Origin of the sequence: Mesorhizobium sp. M0701, from assembly GCF_040320365.1 — a bacterium.
In the GTDB taxonomy this organism is placed as follows: Bacteria; Pseudomonadota; Alphaproteobacteria; order Rhizobiales; family Rhizobiaceae; genus Mesorhizobium.
The window spans coordinates 1-16467 of record NZ_JAMYPO010000062.1; the positions used below are offsets into that span (position 1 = coordinate 1).

A 16467-nucleotide genomic window follows, 5' to 3' on the forward strand; every position below is an offset into this window, starting at 1 on the left:
GCGGCATTGTACTCGTTATAAAGGATTTCAACATGCAGCGGCATGGTGTTGGTTAGCCCGCGTATGTGGCCCGACACGACCGAGATGGCGCGATGACGATCAGAAGCGGCGCGATCTCGGATTTGAACGGCAGGTTGCCGGCGATGAAGATGACGGAACCGTACTCGCCGACGCCGCGCGCGAAGGCCAGCGCGAAACCGGTGACGATGGCCGGCGCCAGTCCGGGAAGCAGAACGCGGCTGATGATCTGGAAGCGATTGGCGCCGAGCGTTGCGGCCACTTCCTCCACCTCCTTGTCGATCTCCTCCATGATCGGCTGCACGGTACGAACGACGAAAGGCAGGCCGATAAAGATCAACGCGATGACGATGCCAAGCGGCGTATACGCGACCTTGATGCCGAGCGGCATCAGCAGGCTTCCGATCCAGCCGTTCGGTGCGTAAAGCGTGGTCAGTGCGATGCCGGCCACCGCTGTCGGCAGCGCGAAGGGCAGGTCGACCATGGCATCGGCGATGCGGCGGCCTGGAAAGCTGTAGCGCACCAGCACCCACGCGACGATCGTGCCGAAGACGACGTTGACAGCGGCGGCAATGAAGGCGGTGCCGAAGCTGATTTCAAGCGCGTTGATGGTGCGGCGATCGGTGACGATCGCCCAGAAGTCGGTCCAGCCGAGCGCCGCCGAGCGCCAGATCAGCCCGGACAGCGGAATGAGGAGGGTGAGGAAGGCAAGCGAGAAGCCGAGCGTCAATCCGAAACCCGGAATGACGCTCGGCTGTCTGAACCGCCACCCCGCCTTGGCGGGCGTGCTGTGGTCATGTCGTCCTGATCTAAATGCTATTGGGCCGGCTTATAGATCTGGTCAAATATACCACCGTCGCCGAAATGGTAAGGCTGCGCCTTCATCCATCCGCCGAAAATTGGATCGTCGATGCTGATCCGCTTGATTTCCGGCAGTTTGGCGAGATCCTCCGCAGGCACCAGGTCGGGCTTCGCCGGACGGTAGTGGTTCTTGGCGATGATCGTCTGGCCTTCCTTGGAATAGAGATAGCCCAGATAGGCTTCGGCAACTTTCCGTGTGCCCTTGGCATCGACATTGGCGTCGACAACGGCGACCGGCGGCTCGGCCAGGATCGAGGTCGGCGGGATGACGATTTCGAACTGATCGGCGCCGAACTCGTCCAGCGCCAGATAGGCCTCGTTTTCCCAGGCGATCAGCACGTCGCCCAGGCCCTTTTGCGCGAAGGTCACGGTCGAGCCACGCGCGCCGGTGTCAAGCACCGGAACATGGGAATAGAGGTTGCCGACGAATTCCTTGGTCTTGGCTTCATCGCCGCCATCGTTGGTGTTGGCCCAGGCCCAGGCCGCGAGGTAGGCCCACCGGCCACCACCGGAGGTCTTGGGATTGGACGTGATCACCTGGACGCTGTCCTTTGTGAGATCGCCAAAATCGTGAATGCCCTTGGGGTTGCCTTTGCGGACGAGGAGGACAATGGTCGAGGTATAAGGCGCCGAATTGTTCTCGAACTTCGTCCGCCAGTCGGGATTGATCTTCTTCGTTTTCGAGACGATCGCGTCGATGTCGCCTTGCAGCCCCAGCGTCACCACGTCGGCGTCGAGGCCGTCGATTACCGCGCGAGCCTGAGCGCCCGATCCCCCATGCGACTGCTGGACGGCGACGGTCTCGCCGGTCTCGGACTTCCAGTGGGCGGTGAAAGCCTCATCGAATTGCTTGTAGAGCTCACGCGTCGGGTCATAGGACACGTTGAGAATGGTGGTATCGGCCAACGCGAAACCGAGCGTGCCGAACTGGACAGATGTGGCGACCAGTGCGCCGAGCAGTTTCATGAAATGAGGTTTGGTCATTTCCGCCTCCGTTGAACTCGCGTCAAATCTACCGAATTGATAGAATTTAGATCAATGTTGCCTTTTTTGGCCTAGTGAAGCAATTTCTCGCCTATTTCACCCTAAATGAGGAATGTTTTTCCTCACATAACGTGACTCGGGATCCTGGGCTCCCGGACGCGATAACTAGAAACCGCCAGCCCTTCGGCAATACGCAAGTGGCGATCAGGCGCGTGTAGGGCGTCAGGAAGAGCAGGAGCGACGCCGCAAGCGCAAGCGGAATTGCCAGAAAGGCGATTGCTGGGACCATGCCGATCTGGCCGCTTGCCAGAGGGCGAAAGCGGGTCCGCTCAACGTGGCCGTCGAACCTGCGATCGGCAATGTCATTGATCGTGGACCCGGCGCTTCTCATCAGAAACGCGCCAAGGGTGAATAGCGCCAATTGCTGAACGGCGGGGATACCATGTGCCGCTTGGATCAATGCGGCCCAACAGGGAACAACGTCAGCCATATGCCCACTGGCCGATCCAGCCGCGCGAGCCGCGTGTAGGGCCGCCATGCACGCGGCAGCCGGCGATCCACCCAGTCACCTCTATGAATATCACTCAGGTCCGGTCGGCTCGAAGTCGCCATGAAGTAATCTTAATCCCGCGCAGAGAAAGGCATTTTCCTGTTCGGTTGAAGTGCCAAATTCGCAGCGTTGCGTATGCGCGCAATGGCAGCCTCGGGGTGGCAAGCGGAAGTCCAGCGTGAACGCGCGGAATAGTTGCTTTGCGGACCTGAGCCGGCATTAGGTTGCGCAAGCTGTAGCGGCTGATCTTGGCACGACCGAGACCAACGGCGGCGCTCACGCGCAGGACCGGCTCTTGAAGCCAGTGCCCAGCGGGCTCTACGCCAATAATGGGCGCTTTCCAGAATGACCGGAACCGCACGGCAATCGCTGAGCAAACCCTTCTAACCTTGGCCAGCGGAGCAATCACCTTTACGATTCGACCAGGATCACCAAGGACTCTGGCACCACTCCATCGAAGGCCATCGCATCCGCGGCTTCCTTGCTCTGCATAGCTTTCATCATGGCGTCCATGTCCGGAACGTCCATAAGAACGGCCACCCGGGTCGGATTTTGTGGATCTACAAATGTTCGTATGTTGGTCACGCCGAGCGGACCAAAAAGCTCTTTGCGCTTCGGCGAGTCGAGCCAGTGCTTCGCTCCTTTTGTGATGTTATGGTGGCCAATGACTGTCGGCATTGCATCCTCCCTATCGTGACGGCGAAGTCCGGCATCGCCAAGAGTGCCAAGATCCATCCCCGTCGAACCACGGAGCGCCGTTTTGGTTGGACTGTCAATTATTTCGTTAAGGACGCGGAAGAACGATTCGGAGAGGGCGTTTCTTCCGGACGGTTCGACCTCAATGAACCAGGATCGCGGTCACGCGGCTGTGGCTATTGACATGTGACATGCGCAAACAGCCGGACAACAACTGCAAGGGCCCGCGTGGCAGATATGGGGATCCAGCGCGGGGGTCGGAAAGGGCAGTTGCGGGAGTAGGGCTGCCATTCATGACCCGGCGGGCCAAGGTCGTCTTCGGGTCGACTCCGGCCGTAGAGCGAAGGTCCGCTGTTGAGAGCGGCGGTGAGGGTCCGGTAATGGCGCTACTTACTCGTTCAGGTGGCCGCTACAGTTGATTGCTAGAGTTAGTCTAGCGTGTCCAAGCGCCATGAAGCGAGCTTACAGCCAAAAGGAAAGTCGGCGGCCCATTTTTCAATGAGCGTTGCCCGAACCCGCCGACCTGCGGATTGCCATTGGCCCCGCGATTCGCAGCTTTGCCGGAACGGAGGCGTGCCGTCTAGCAATGTAAGCGTGTACCATTTCAGCTGCGGAAGTTTTCAAGATCTCTGCCTTAAATCTTTCGGCCATCGCTCGCGCAATCTGTGCTGCCTATAAAGTCGCGCAGCACGAGGTGATCTAGGTTGCAGGGTTGGCGCGGCAAGCGTTCCTCGGCCAGGAATCAGGCGCCAGCGCTGAACAACGCAGCCGGGACGAGTTTCCGGATTCGTTACCGCCATCGGCGATTTGCTCACGGGCTTCGCAAGTCCACGGTGCACTCGTGAGACTCCTAATTGCGCTCCGCCGCGCCGAATGATTACGGAGTACTAGCCTGCCCAATCCCAGCGCGCCCAGAGTTCTGGCTCGCGTGTGAACCATTAGGCCGGCGGGACGTTGCTCTGCGGATCCAACAGCTGACGGCACGACCGTGGAGGAATCCAAGCATCATTCTACGCCTCAGAAACAAGACACGCCCGGTGCCTTGGCGAACTTTCCTTATGACCGAATGACCGTCGAGCGATTTCGGGGGCGTTTCCGCGAGCGAGGTGGAACGACGAGCGCAGGAGCTGGTTTGTGCCGGGAAAGACGGCGCCGCTACCTCTTTGGCGACCTCTATTCGACCCGCGGGAGCATCATCAACCCCAAGAGGTGATGTCACATAAACGGAGATGGGCTGTCGTTGTGACTTTTGGGAATGATTTCAGGCGATCACGCCGGCAGCAGCTTTCCATTGCGCCATGGCATTCAAGCGGTGAAGATGGATTTGAAAGGCGGAGCGTTTTGAACGGGGCGGGACGAAGAGATTGCGGACTGCAGAGAACGTCGAGACGAAACGCTGGAGGCTCCCCGGTGATCGAAAATCTTGTATCATCCGCTCTCGTTTTCGCAGTGGCACATGCGAATTCTCCGCTCTGTTGTTCAAGCCCTTGTGCGACCGGTGCTCGATGTCCGTCATGACTAGACGCCGCGCTGCTCCATAGGAGCCGAGCTTGTCGGTGATCATGCGCTTCGGCACCTGGCCCTGCTTCTTCAACAGCCGTGTCAGCACGCGCTTGGCGGCCTTAGTGTTGCGCCGGGTCTAGCCGATCTCGTCGAGCACATAGCCGTCCTGGTTGACGGCCCGCCATAACCAATGCTTCTTGCCGGCGATCATGATGGCGACTTCGTCGAGGTGCCAGATATCATTTCGACTGGGCTGCTTGCGGCGCAGGCGCCGGGCGTAGTCCAGCCCGAACTTCTTTCCCCACCGACGGATCGTCTCGTAGGAAACGACAATGCCGCGCTCCAGCAGCATTTCTTCGACACGACGCAGGCTCAGCGGAAATCGATAATCCAGCCACACCGCGTGGGCGATGATCTCGGGTGGGAACCGATGCCGTTTGTAGCTGATCTGCGAAGTGTTCGTCCCCAGCATCTATCGCAGCGATCCCTGACACGCGGTTACCGTGACAACGCCCCTGGGAGCGCCTGGACCAAATCGGGTGCCCAGTTCTAATATGTGGCGGGTGGTACGACGGGATCGCTCTACCGTCATCTCAGGAATGCATGGTGGGAAGACTCCCGAGGGCGACCTTGCGCATGTTCGAAGGTGGCCATCTATTTCTCTGGCAGGATAGCTCCGCGTTCGCCGAGATCGTCCGGTTTCTTGCAAACGAGGAAGCCGGCTAAAGGGCGAACACGAATTTGCGCCGTGCGAGGCTGCGTGAGGCCATGGACGTCCGCGCCTTACTGAGGCAAGACCGGTCGCGTCTATGTTTAGGCGGCGAGCCACATTGCCTATGCCTCGCTCGATAGCATATTGCGGGCGGCATAGAGTTCGCCAATGAAGTCGGTGATCAAGGTCGAATTGATGCCGTCCGGCGGGCGCAGGAGTAGCGCGCGGAAATTGACGGCCGGCTCGAATGGCCTGGCCAAAATACCGCCGATCATGCCGTCCGCAATGACGGAGGGATTGACCAAGCCGATTCCCATGCCCTTCGCTGCAAGGATAGCGATGGTCAGGCCGTAGGGCGTTTCGATCAGGATGCGCGGCCGTACCCCATGCGCGGCCAGGATCTTGTCCATCGCGAGCCGAGCCGTATCTTCCGGCGACAATGCCAGGAAGGCCTCGTCGGCGAGATCGGCCGGCGTGATTATCTGCTTCCGCGCCAGCCGGTGGTTCTTCGGCATTACACAGACGGCGCGCGGCGTGGTGAAGATGCTGTGCAGCACGCCGCTGGTATCGACCTCGTCGGCCGCGAGCCCGATATCGAAACTGCCAGAGGCGACCAGGTCGCGCACGATATTGGAGGTGCGGACCTGATAGCTGATTCGCACCTGCGGATGCCGGTGCGAGAACGCTACGATGGCGCGCGGCACCAGCCCATGCCCGAGTGCCGACAGGGAGGCGACGCGGATGGTACCGGTGCCGACCTCCTTGATCTGGGCCGCCCGCAGCTTGAGCCGGTCGAGCCCGACCAGGTTGGCTTTCACCTCGGCATGGAACAACTCCCCTTCGCGTGTCGGCACCAGCCTGCCACGAATGCGGTCGAAAAGCCTGAAGCCGAGTTCGGCCTCTAGCTTGGCTAGCGAACGGCTGATGGCCGGCTGCGAGGTATCCAGCAGCGCGGCCGCCGCGCCGGCGCCGCGCGTGATCATGATCGCGTTGAAGACATCGATGTCGCGCAGGTTCATAGTCAGCCCATATCAAAAGCGAATTAACTTTATCGCTGCGGTCATAGATGGCAATGGATGAGCCCGCTAAGTTTCGCCCATGAACCGACGCGACGACACTTCACATGTCCATCCTCCCAAGCGCTCCGAGGAACCGTTTCAGGCGGTGGCGATGCCGGTCGAGCGAGCCTCGACCGTGGTCTTTGACGATCTGGAATCGTTCGAGCGTCGCGTCGAGCGTCTGTACGACGGGTTCAGCTACGGACTTTACGGCACACCGACCAGCCGGCAGCTCGAGGATCATATCGCCGTGCTGGAAGGCGGATTGCGGGCCCTCGTCGTCCCGTCGGGCATGGCGGCCATGACGCTGGCGACCATGGCTGTCTGCCGTGGCGGCGAAAGGGTTCTGATCCCGGAGACGCTCTATGGCCCGGCGCGCGACATGGCAGAGCGTTTTCTTGGCCCCCTCGGGATCGAGGCGGTTTCCTACAATGCAAGGCTGGACGCAAGCATCGCGGCCATGATCGACGGCAGAACGCGGCTGGTTTGGGTAGAATCGCCTGGCTCGGCCACCTTCGAAGTCCAGGATGTGCCCGCCATCACAGCCGCGGCCCACAAGGCCGGCGTGCTCGTCGCGGCCGACAACACCTGGGCCTCGCATCTGCTGTTCAAGCCGCTCGCTCATGGCGTCGACATCTCCATGCAGGCGCTTTCCAAGCACGCCGGCGGCCATGGCGATCTCCTGATGGGTTCAGTCTCAGTGCGCGACGAGGCGCTGTTCCGACGCCTGAAGGACACGGCGCGCTTCCTCGGCTACGGGGTCTCGCCGGAGGATTGCGCGCTGTGCGAGCGTGGCCTGATGACCATGCCGGTGCGCGTGCGTCATGCCGACGCCACCGCGCGCAAGATCCTCGCCTGGCTATCGGAACGCCCGGAAGTCGCGCAGATCTTGCATCCCGCGGAGCCTGGCCATCCCGGCCACGCGGTCTGGAAGCGTGACTTCGCCGGATCGGCGGGCGTGTTCTCCTTCGTGCTGCGGCCGGAACTGGCGCCACTGCAATCCGATGTCCTGCGCAGCCTGCGGCTGTTCAGGCTCGGCGCAAGCTGGGGCGGCGTGCATTCGCTGATTGCCGTCAGCGATCCGCGCAAAGGGCGCGCCAGCCTCGATTGGCTGAAGCCCGGCCCGGTCTGGCGCCTGTCGATCGGCCTTGAGGCGCTCGAAGATCTTCTGGCCGACCTTTCCCAGGCCTTCGAACTCTTTGATGAAGCCCGGCGCAACGGAACCGCAGCAGCCGACGCCAAGGCCGCCGAATGATTAGAACCTCAACGAGAAGGGGAATGACTATGAAACATCAAGTTCTGAAATGGCTCACGGGTCTGGCGATAGGATTGGCCAGCCTGACTTCGGGCGCCGTGGACGCCAGCGCGCAGGCGGTTATCAACAAGATCAAGGAACGCGGCTATGTCAGCTGCGGCGCCAGCCAGGGCGTGCCTGGTCTCTCCCGGCCCGACGAGAAGGGGTATTATCGCGGCTTCGATTCCGATATCTGCCGCACTTTCGCGGTCGCCATCCTCGGCGACAAGGAGAAGATCCGTTACGTGCCGCTTAACGCAGGCCAACGTTTTCCTGCGCTGCAGACCGGAGAGATCGACGTTCTGTCGCGCACATCCACCATCACCTACAGTCGCGATACGGTTGTCCGCTTCGTCTGGATCAATCTCTACGACACGGACGGCATGCTCGTGCGCAAGGCCGACAATATTACCGAGCCCAAACTGCTGGACGGAAAGACCGTCTGCCTGCAAGGCGGTGGTAGCCTGACCGAGAAAGCGATCGAGGAAACCGAGGAAGAGTTCGGGATCGCGATGGAGAAAGTCTATTACGACTCGACCATTCAGGCGCGCGACGCCTTCTTTGGCGGCCGCTGCGATTCCTACGTCACCGACGGCACCGCGGCAGCAGGACAGCGTGCCGCGGTGGCCAAGAACCCGGACGACTACGACATCATCAAGGTCGGCAAAGCCGCCGAACCCAATGGCGTCGCGGTCGCCCGCGGCGACGATCAACTCTTCGACGTCGTGCGTTGGACATTGAATGCCCTGTTCTGGGCCGAGGCCAACGGCATCACCTCGCAAAACGTCGATGAAAAGCTTGCCTCGGGCAGTCCGGAAGTCAAACGCGTGCTGGGTGAGGAGCCCGGTTTCGGCAAGCCGCTCGGATTGGACGACAAGTGGGCCTACAACGTCATCAAACAAATGGGCAACTACGCCGAGATCTGGGATCGCAATCTCGGCAAGGACAGCCCGCTGAAGGTCGAGCGCGGCCTGAACGCGTTGTGGAAGGACGGCGGCCTCAACTATCCTTTCCCTTGGGATTGAGCTGCACATGAAGGGGACGCGCCCGCCGTTCCCTTTCCCTGCCAACGCCGCGAACCGTCGAGGTCGAAATGCTGAGCGATGCCAAGACCAGATCGATCATCATCCAGTGTGCCCTGGTGGCCGTGGCTGCCGCCTTCGCTGCCCTGCTCGTCAGCACGACTTTCGCCAATCTCAGGGCACGCGGCATCCCGATCGGCTTCGATTTCCTGACGATGCCGTCAAGGATCGTCATCTCCGAAGCAATCCTCACTTACAAGTCGCGGGACCCCTATTACTGGGCGATCGCGACCGGGCTCGCCAATACGGTCTTCATCTCCGCGGTCGTCATCGTCTTTTCATCCGCGCTCGGCCTCGTCGTCGGCATCACCCGGCTGAGCAGCAATCCCCTGGCGGCGGGCACCTGCCGCGTATGGGTGGAGGTTGCACGCAATTCACCGCCGATCGTGCTTCTGATCTTTCTCTACTCGCTGTGGTGGAAGGTGCTGCCGCCGGTCGGCGAAGCGCTCAATCCCCTGCCCGGTGTTTACGCCTCCATGCGCGGCTTTGTGGTGCCGGCCGTCAGCATGGACGTCGCCACCCAGGGATTGCTCGTCATTGCTCTCGCCCTGGCACTGGCGGCCGCCGGCGGGGGGGCGGCGCGACGAGGATGGTTGCCGCCGCTGGCCGCGCCGGCGATCCTCACGGTGGGCGTTGCCGGACTATGGCTTGCCGACGCGAAGTTCTCCGTCGACTGGCCGACCTTCACCGGGTCGAATTTCAAGGGTGGCCGGGAACTGACGCCCGAACTCAGTACCATCCTCATCGGGCTGACCATCTACACCACCGGCTTCGTCGCCGAGATCGTGCGCGGCGGCGTGCTTTCGGTCGGCCGCGGTCAGTGGGACGCAGGTCATTCGCTCGGCCTGCCGCGCGGCAAAATATTGCGCCTGATCATCATCCCGCAGATGCTGCGGGTGATCGTCCCGCCGCTCAACAGCCAATACATCAACGTCGTCAAGAATTCGACGCTGGCGATCGCGGTCGGCTATCCGGACTTCCTTGCGGTGATGAACACCATCATCAGCAAGTCCAGCCATTCGATCGAGGGCGTCTTCATCATCCTCGGCGTCTATCTCGCCCTCAACCTGAGCCTGTCAAGCGCGGCCAATTGGTACAACCGTCGCATCGCCATCGTGGAGCGCTGAACTATGAAGGCCGTGTCTCTTTCCCTTCCGGCCGAGCCAATGCCAGGACAGATCCGCTTCGGCGCCTTGCGGCGGTCAGCCAAGCTCCTGTTCGGCACGCCGCTCAATGCCGCCCTGACGCTGTTGTTCGGCGTTCTGCTCGTCGCCACGGTACCGCCGATGCTGCGCTGGCTAATAATCGACGCCGTGCTGTTCGACCCCAATCCAGGCGCCTGCCGGGTTGCCACCGGAGCCTGCTGGAGCTTCATCTACGCCAAGTCCGGGCAGTTGCTGTTCGGCATCTATCCGCTCGACGAACGCTGGCGCCCGGCGATCGTCTGCCTGCTCATCCTGGCGCTGCTTGCCTGGTCGGTGCGGCCCGCCAGTTGGGCCCTGCGGCTGCTGGCGCTCTGGGTGGCAGCGTTCGTGCTGATCTTCTGGCTGATGGGCGGCGGCATCGGCCTGACCGAGGTTCCGACCTCGTCCTGGGGCGGCCTGCCGGTGACGCTCATCCTCACCGTCGTTGCCATCGGCGTCGCCTTCCCGGTCGGCATTCTCTTGGCGCTGGCCAGGCGCTCGACCATGCCAGCGATACGCATCGGCGCCGTGGTCCTGATAGAATCGGTGCGCGGACTACCGCTGCTGTCCATCCTGTTCGTTGCGTCGATCATGATGCCGCTGTTCCTGCCCGAGGCCCTGTTGCCCGACAAATTCGTGCGCGCGCTGGTCGCGCTCACCATCTTCGCCGCGGCTTATCTCGCCGAGGTGATCCGCGGCGGCCTGCAGGCCATCCCGAATGGCCAGTACGAGGCTGCGGCAGCGCTCGGCCTGCCCTTCTGGCGCACGCAATATCTCGTCATCCTGCCGCAGGCGATCCGGGTGGCGATCCCGGCGCTGGCCAACACCATCATCGTCATGATCAAGAACACCAGCCTTGTCCTGGTGGTCGGCCTGTTCGACCTGATCAGCTCCGGTAAAGCGGCGCTGGCTGACCCGGACTGGCCGTCGCCGGCGGCCGAGACATTCCTGTTCATCGGCGCGATCTTCTTCGCGCTCTCCTTCTCGTTCGCCCGCTTCGCCGACTTCCTGGAGCGGCGCGGCCCGACCGCTCACTAGGAAATGCCTTGATGTTATCGTCCGCCCCAACGCGCGCTCCGTCCATGACCGATCCCAGCGCTCCGCCCGCTATCCAAATGACCGGCATGAATAAGTGGTACGGAAACTTCCATGTGCTGAAGAATATCAACCTGACCGTCCATCGCGGCGAGAAGCTGGTGATCTGCGGTCCGTCCGGCTCGGGCAAGTCGACGATGATCCGCTGCATCAACCGGCTGGAGGAGCATCAGCAGGGGCAGATCGTCGTCGAAGGCGTCGAACTCAGCAACGATTTGAAGCAGATCGACGTAATCCGCAGTGACATCGGCATGGTGTTCCAGCACTTCAACCTGTTCCCGCATTTGACCATTCTGGAAAACCTGACACTGGCGCCGATCTGGGTGCGCAGGATGCGGCGCGGGCAAGCCGAGCAGACCGCCATGCACTATCTGGAGCGGGTGAAGATCCCGGACCAGGCGCATAAATATCCCGGCCAGTTGTCCGGCGGCCAGCAGCAGCGCGTCGCCATCGCCCGTGCGCTCTGTATGAGCCCGAAGATCATGCTCTTTGACGAACCGACCTCCGCCCTCGATCCTGAAATGGTCAAGGAAGTGCTCGACACCATGGTCGCGCTGGCCGACGATGGCATGACGATGCTGTGCGTCACGCACGAGATGGGATTTGCCCGCCAGGTCGCCGACCGCGTCGTCTTCATGGACCAGGGCGAGATCGTCGAGATGAACACGCCCTCCGAATTCTTCTCGCATCCGCGTCACCAGCGCAGCAAACTGTTTCTTGCCCAGATCCTGAACTAGCGAACCTCTCCCGCCAGCCCATGCGCCGGCCGGATGGGCAGACGCAAATCAGAAATCCATCCGGGGCCTGGTCAGCGCGCAGCGACCTGCCAGACCGCGACGCCGGCCCAGGATCAGGCCGGCGACGCCTTCGATGCTGCGCGAGATAATGTCGAACAAGCGCGGCCGACTCTCGAAGGAATACACCAGGCGTTCGCGAAACAGGATCGACAGCGCCGCGAGTTCCGGCCATTGGTAGATGTTCGGCCCACAACTTCTGCACGTCGACGATCCGGGCGCCTGGCGGTGGGCGCTCCGGTCCTGTTTCGACGATAATGCGCCGCCGGCCGGCGCAGGCACAGCTGCCACGTATTGCAGCAGACGGCAGAGGACGAGAACGTCGTCCACAACGCAACTCTCGACTCGAAGTCGTAGCTGCATCATATGGCCTGTTCACCAAGCGGGCTTTGGGGGCTAGCACGAAGTCGGGCACCCACTTTGGCACCTCCACTTGCGCGAGCAGTAGTCCGCTTTCCTTCGCAAATGCCATGTGGCAAGACGGATGGATGGCGGCGGACAGCGAACATAAAAGCATCTCTGCGAGAGCGTTGGGCATCGCATTATCAGCTGCTGCCCTCGTGCCGCATTTCACAACCCCAGCCTTTGCCCATGCTTCCGAGCGCGGCTATGTCATGCTCCTGCCGACCGGATATTATGTCGTGGGCGGGGCGGTGGCCGTAGCCGCGAGTTTTCTGGTTCTGGCTGTCCTCCCGCCCAGGCTGCTCGAACGCATTTCGGCATCCCGCCTGCCAATTGGTCAATTCGGCGACGCCGCGCGCATTTGGATCAGCACGCTCGCCTTCGCGGTTCTCGCCATACTCGTGGCGGCGGGAATTCTCGGCAGCCGAGATCCGCTGTCGAATCCACTTCCGCTAACGGTGTGGACGCTGGTCTGGGTCGGACTGACATTGCTTCAGGGCGTATTCGGCAATGTTTGGTCGTGGACAAACCCGTGGTACGGGCCGTGGCGCATTTTCTCCAGCGTCTTCCCGGCATTCCGCGATCGCACAATGCCACAAGGACTGGCTTACTGGCCGGCGTTGATTTTGTTTGCAAGCTTCGCCTGGTTCGAGCTGATCTATCCGGCGCCCGAAGATCCGGCGCGGCTTGCGTTCGCTCTCATGGCCTACTGGCTCTCGACCTTCGTCTGCATGATCATCTTCGGCTACGAAGGCTGGAGCCGGCGCGGCGAGTTTCTGTCCGCGTTCTTCCGCATGGTGTCACGCTTCGCCATCGTCGAAACGACGCCGGACCACCCAAGCGGGGGGCGCGCCCTCTCACTCTGCTGGCCTGGAGCGAAATTGTGGAGCGCGCAAGCCTTGCCGGCGAGCGGTATGCTCTTTCTGTTGCTGACGTTGAGCTCGGTGTCCTTCGACGGTCTGTCGAAGACCTTCTCTTGGCTGGGCGCGAATGGTGTCAATCCGCTCGAATTTCCGGGGCGCTCGGCATTAGTCGGAATCAACAGCGCCGGTCTTGTGCTGATGTTTATCGCACTTGTCGCCGTGTTCTTCGCCGCAGTGTTTGTCGGTGAGCGGTTGGCCGGGAGCATCTCTTTCGGAAAAGCGGTCGGGCTCCTTGTCTGGTCGATCGTCCCGATCGCGCTCGCCTATCATTTTTCCCACTATCTGACGGCCCTCCTGGTGAACGGCCAGAATGCGCTCGTCGCTATTTCGGATCCGTTTGATCGGGGATGGAACCTATTCGGCACGGCGCACATGAATGTCGGGGCGGGAGTGATCATGGGCTCCGATGCAGCGTGGATCATCTGGAACTTTCAGGCGGCGGCGATCATCGGCGGCCATATACTTGCCGTTCTGGTCGCGCATGGGCTGGCGTTCCGTTTGCATCCGGCGCGCAGCCGCGCGGCGCTCAGCCAATTTCCGCTGACCGTTTTTATGGTCGGATATACGGTTTTCGGGCTGTGGCTGCTGTCCACGCCGACGGCCGTCTGACGGCCGCAAGCCACGTATCGGAGGCGTTGGTCGACAGACCTCACGGCGGTGTATCGCGACCTCAAGGACATGCGTCGAACAAAGCCGGTGGTTGGTGAATTGGCAACGCCGGCACTGCAACTGACTGCTTCACAGTTCTTCGGCCTGATATCTAAGCCGACGGGACGCCCTCGGTGGCCAGACGCCGGAAGATCTGGTCGACTTGTTGCGGCGGCAATTTGGCGCCGCCGTCGAGCCACCAGATCAGCACCGACAGAAAGGCACCCACGACGAACTGGACGATCAGTTCGTTCGGCACGACATCGGGGAGCTTCCTGTCCTTCTTTGCGGCAAGCTCCGCGCGCACGAGATCGCATAGAATCTCGCGGATGCTGCCGAGCACAATAGTCCCACCGCGGCCCCCGGCCAGAGCTCGGTAGAGATCTATATGTTCACGCGCGTGCTCGAACATACCGAGCACGAACCCCAAGCTGCGATCTTTCAGCTCGCCTGGCGCTGCAAGCGCATGCCGCTGGCGTTCGACCAGCATGGCGCGCAGATGATCGTCCAGGCCGCTGCGCTTGAGGTCGTCCTTGCTGGTGAAGTGCGCGTAAAAGGTCGATCGGCCGATGTTTGCCTCATTGCAGATGTCCTCGACGGTAATTGCTTCATATCCCTTTCTCAGGATCAAAGTGATCAGCGCATGGTGAAGAGTCGACCGGGTCCGGGCGACACGGCGGTCTATCGTCTTTTCCGTTACCATGAGCTTTTCCGGTCAGATGGCAGAGGACCGTGCGGTACCGGACATTCTGCCGCGAATGGTCGTTGACGCGTTCCCGGATATCATGTCAGTTTCCGAACATGATGTCCATCAACCGGCGAGAGTGGCCAAGGAGTCTCTGATGAGAAAACATGGGCATAACAACAGCGGAGCCGGCGCGCCCGGCCGCATCATACATTGGGCAGCACGCTACGATCTGATGACTTGGCTGTTCACCTTAGGCCGCGAACGCGCCTTTCGCGAAAAGATCCTCCGGTTGACGCAGCTCGAACCTGGAGAGTCCGTCCTCGATATAGGGTGCGGGACGGGAACGCTCGCTATACTTGCCAAGCAGCAGGTCGGGCCGACGGGCACCGTGCACGGGATCGATGCGTCACCGGAAATGATCACCAGGGCGGGTGCGAAGGCTCGAAGAGTCGGTCTGAAGGTCACCTTTGAAAAGGCCGCCGCCCAGGCATTACCGTTCCGGGATGCCGAATTCGATGTCGTAACGACGACGCTGATGCTCCATCATCTTTCTGCCGATGGACGTAATCAGATGGCTCATGAGATACACAGAGTCCTGAAGCCATCCGGTCGCGTACTCGCCGTCGACTTCGTGCAAGCGCCACAGGATGGAGGCTTCATCGATCGCTTCCACCATCACGGCGTCAGCACAGTCGACGACATCATAACGGAATTCCGGGACTCGGGTCTCAACATCGTCGCTAGCGGCGCGGTTGGCACGAAGAACCTGCAGTTCGTGCTAGCCACGGCGGCCGCCGACGTTGCCCGTATTCGCGATAGGTTTGTCGCTCTCGGCACGGAAGAACCCTCAGGCCCGGCACGGCCTGCAGCCATGAGCCACCTGCACACCATAGGCCTGGTGCTAGGCATCGTCGCGCTGATCGCCATGCACGCAGGCGCGCCCTGGTGGCTATCGTGGCGCGGTCTAAGCGACGCCTCAAATCCGATCTCTTACACAGTGATTGCACTCGTGGCCCTTTTCGTAATCTTCAAGATCGGATTGCTCGGTGGCCTGCATCGGTGGAGCAGAGGCCGCCGCCAGCGTTGAGGCCGCTTGCTATTACGACATCGCGTCTCGCTACGGCTTGTTGGACACGCAGGAGTTCACCTTTCACACCCGGACGCGAATCGCGCGTCCGCTCCGGTCTCCCCGCCTTGCGAGGGTGGTGGTAGGCCAATCTAATCCCGTCGCAGCGAGATCAGACGCTGGCAGACGGCGCTTAACGTTATTCTCGGAAGACCAACTGCCATTCGTTGTCAGATCACCGGGCGGTGATCACTCTCAGCCAGATGGCAGGCGGCGACGCCGCCATGAGGAACGGGACGCAGTTGGGGCTCGTCCAACCGGCAGATATCCATCGCCACCGGACAGCGCGTGTTGAACCGGCAGCCCGGCGGTGGATTGCTCGGGCTCGGCGGGTCGCCTGCGAGGATGATGCGGCGGCGGTCGGCCTCAATGCGCTTTCCCAGCGATAGAGGGTCGAACGCGGCACTCCGACGGCCCGCGCTGCCTGCCCGGCATCCAGTCCGTCCCGCATCGCGCGCCGCCATCGCGCCACCGCGTCGCGTCTTCTCTCTGCTTCGATAGTTGGGGTCTTCGCGCCGAGAAGCCGCGACGCCCGGCCGGCGTTGCGTATAATATACCGGGCAGGCCAAAAACCTGCATGGGGTTCTCCTATGATTCGAGCTTCGCAACCCGAGTTACGGAGAACCCCTCCTCAACTGCAAGAATCTCATATCTGTCTGAGCGCGGTCACCAGTTTGACCTGCCAACCATGTCTCACGAGCAATGGCAGGCACTTAAGCCAACGCTACAAGAAGCGGAATAATAACCGGCAAGAGGTTCCTCTCGGCCCGCCTGAGTAACCAGGGCTGCCGACAGAGCGCTTTCCCACTCACTGCCGGCCCGGTACCGGAAGGAAGGAGCGCAAATCTC

At 61.5% G+C, this 16467-nt stretch carries 13 protein-coding genes and 4 pseudogenes; 7 read left to right on the plus strand and 10 right to left on the minus strand.

Annotation, left to right across the window (positions count from 1 at the left end; all coding sequences use genetic code 11):
* The 7 genes and pseudogenes from cysW to NKI24_RS32805 form a co-directional block, all read right to left on the minus strand.
* Window positions 1–89, minus strand: a pseudogene (gene cysW / locus NKI24_RS36070) (sulfate/thiosulfate ABC transporter permease CysW); the annotation flags it as partial.
* Window positions 90–91: 2 nt separating this feature from the next.
* Window positions 92–838 (minus strand): annotated as a pseudogene (cysT, locus tag NKI24_RS32780) (sulfate ABC transporter permease subunit CysT); the annotation flags it as partial.
* The gene (locus NKI24_RS32785; protein ID WP_352750420.1) at window positions 835–1863 is read right to left on the minus strand and encodes a sulfate ABC transporter substrate-binding protein; all 1029 of its coding nucleotides are present in this window, start codon (window positions 1861–1863) and stop codon (window positions 835–837) included. The pseudogene cysT and the gene NKI24_RS32785, both read right to left, overlap by 4 nt.
* A gap of 184 nt (window positions 1864–2047) precedes the next feature.
* A pseudogene (locus NKI24_RS32790) lies at window positions 2048–2475 on the minus strand (UbiA family prenyltransferase); the annotation flags it as partial.
* A 349-nt stretch (window positions 2476–2824) separates the two neighbouring features.
* Complete coding sequence (locus tag NKI24_RS32795) at window positions 2825–3091, minus strand: hypothetical protein (protein ID WP_023680946.1); 267 nt, start codon at window positions 3089–3091, stop codon at window positions 2825–2827.
* 1279 nt (window positions 3092–4370) lie between these two features.
* A pseudogene (locus NKI24_RS32800) lies at window positions 4371–5084 on the minus strand (IS6 family transposase).
* 362 nt (window positions 5085–5446) lie between these two features.
* Window positions 5447–6343 carry a LysR family transcriptional regulator gene (locus tag NKI24_RS32805; RefSeq protein ID WP_352453291.1) on the minus strand — a complete coding sequence of 299 codons (897 nt, stop codon included), beginning with the start codon at window positions 6341–6343 and terminating at the stop codon, window positions 5447–5449.
* 79 nt (window positions 6344–6422) lie between these two features.
* Here NKI24_RS32805 and NKI24_RS32810 point away from each other — a divergent pair, with 79 nt between their 5' ends.
* The 5 genes from NKI24_RS32810 (at window position 6423) to NKI24_RS32830 (ending at window position 11774) form a co-directional block, all read left to right on the plus strand.
* Entirely contained in the window at window positions 6423–7637 is a 1215-nt protein-coding gene (locus NKI24_RS32810) for a trans-sulfuration enzyme family protein (RefSeq protein ID WP_352453292.1), read from the plus strand.
* 29 nt (window positions 7638–7666) lie between these two features.
* Window positions 7667–8701, plus strand: a complete 1035-nt coding sequence (locus NKI24_RS32815; RefSeq protein WP_352747940.1) for a transporter substrate-binding domain-containing protein — start codon at window positions 7667–7669, stop codon at window positions 8699–8701.
* 68 nt (window positions 8702–8769) lie between these two features.
* The gene (locus tag NKI24_RS32820) at window positions 8770–9885 is read left to right on the plus strand and encodes an amino acid ABC transporter permease (RefSeq protein ID WP_352590754.1); all 1116 of its coding nucleotides are present in this window, start codon (window positions 8770–8772) and stop codon (window positions 9883–9885) included.
* 39 nt (window positions 9886–9924) lie between these two features.
* Window positions 9925–10980 carry an amino acid ABC transporter permease gene (locus NKI24_RS32825; protein ID WP_352453297.1) on the plus strand — a complete coding sequence of 352 codons (1056 nt, stop codon included), beginning with the start codon at window positions 9925–9927 and terminating at the stop codon, window positions 10978–10980.
* Between the two features lie 44 nt (window positions 10981–11024).
* The gene (locus NKI24_RS32830; protein WP_352466289.1) at window positions 11025–11774 is read left to right on the plus strand and encodes an amino acid ABC transporter ATP-binding protein; all 750 of its coding nucleotides are present in this window, start codon (window positions 11025–11027) and stop codon (window positions 11772–11774) included.
* 48 nt (window positions 11775–11822) lie between these two features.
* On the opposite strand, the gene NKI24_RS32835 is transcribed toward NKI24_RS32830, so the two are convergent.
* Window positions 11823–12161, minus strand: coding sequence for a hypothetical protein (locus NKI24_RS32835; protein ID WP_352453299.1), 339 nt, complete (start codon window positions 12159–12161; stop codon window positions 11823–11825).
* A gap of 158 nt (window positions 12162–12319) precedes the next feature.
* Between NKI24_RS32835 and NKI24_RS32840 the strand changes: the two genes are divergently transcribed.
* Window positions 12320–13765: a hypothetical protein gene (locus NKI24_RS32840; protein WP_352453300.1), complete on the plus strand. Its 1446-nt coding sequence runs from the start codon at window positions 12320–12322 to the stop codon at window positions 13763–13765.
* A gap of 151 nt (window positions 13766–13916) precedes the next feature.
* Here NKI24_RS32840 and NKI24_RS32845 read toward each other — a convergent pair whose 3' ends face one another.
* Window positions 13917–14507: a TetR/AcrR family transcriptional regulator gene (locus NKI24_RS32845; protein ID WP_352453301.1), complete on the minus strand. Its 591-nt coding sequence runs from the start codon at window positions 14505–14507 to the stop codon at window positions 13917–13919.
* 55 nt (window positions 14508–14562) lie between these two features.
* Here NKI24_RS32845 and NKI24_RS32850 point away from each other — a divergent pair, with 55 nt between their 5' ends.
* Entirely contained in the window at window positions 14563–15579 is a 1017-nt protein-coding gene (locus NKI24_RS32850) for a methyltransferase domain-containing protein (RefSeq protein WP_352493445.1), read from the plus strand.
* A gap of 209 nt (window positions 15580–15788) precedes the next feature.
* Here the strand turns inward: NKI24_RS32850 and NKI24_RS32855 are convergent, their stop codons facing one another.
* Window positions 15789–16082 (minus strand): oligopeptide/dipeptide ABC transporter ATP-binding protein, encoded by a 294-nt coding sequence (locus NKI24_RS32855; protein ID WP_352453303.1) that lies wholly within the window; start codon window positions 16080–16082, stop codon window positions 15789–15791.
* Between the last annotated feature and the right edge of the window lie 385 nt (window positions 16083–16467).

Excerpts from the sequence above, each read along its gene's own strand:
- NKI24_RS32795 (WP_023680946.1), bottom strand. The coding sequence starts at position 3,091 with ATGCCGACAGTCATTGGCCACCATAACATCACAAAAGGAGCGAAGCAC.
- NKI24_RS32805 (WP_352453291.1), bottom strand. The coding sequence starts at position 6,343 with ATGAACCTGCGCGACATCGATGTCTTCAACGCGATCATGATCACGCGC.
- NKI24_RS32855 (WP_352453303.1), bottom strand. The coding sequence starts at position 16,082 with ATGGCGGCGCGCGATGCGGGACGGACTGGATGCCGGGCAGGCAGCGCG.
- NKI24_RS32810 (WP_352453292.1), top strand. The coding sequence starts at position 6,423 with ATGAACCGACGCGACGACACTTCACATGTCCATCCTCCCAAGCGCTCC.
- NKI24_RS32845 (WP_352453301.1), bottom strand. The coding sequence starts at position 14,507 with ATGGTAACGGAAAAGACGATAGACCGCCGTGTCGCCCGGACCCGGTCG.
- NKI24_RS32825 (WP_352453297.1), top strand. The coding sequence starts at position 9,925 with ATGCCAGGACAGATCCGCTTCGGCGCCTTGCGGCGGTCAGCCAAGCTC.
- NKI24_RS32840 (WP_352453300.1), top strand. The coding sequence starts at position 12,320 with ATGGCGGCGGACAGCGAACATAAAAGCATCTCTGCGAGAGCGTTGGGC.
- NKI24_RS32830 (WP_352466289.1), top strand. The coding sequence starts at position 11,025 with ATGACCGATCCCAGCGCTCCGCCCGCTATCCAAATGACCGGCATGAAT.
- NKI24_RS32850 (WP_352493445.1), top strand. The coding sequence starts at position 14,563 with ATGGTCGTTGACGCGTTCCCGGATATCATGTCAGTTTCCGAACATGAT.
- NKI24_RS32820 (WP_352590754.1), top strand. The coding sequence starts at position 8,770 with ATGCTGAGCGATGCCAAGACCAGATCGATCATCATCCAGTGTGCCCTG.
- NKI24_RS32785 (WP_352750420.1), bottom strand. The coding sequence starts at position 1,863 with ATGACCAAACCTCATTTCATGAAACTGCTCGGCGCACTGGTCGCCACA.
- NKI24_RS32815 (WP_352747940.1), top strand. The coding sequence starts at position 7,667 with ATGAAACATCAAGTTCTGAAATGGCTCACGGGTCTGGCGATAGGATTG.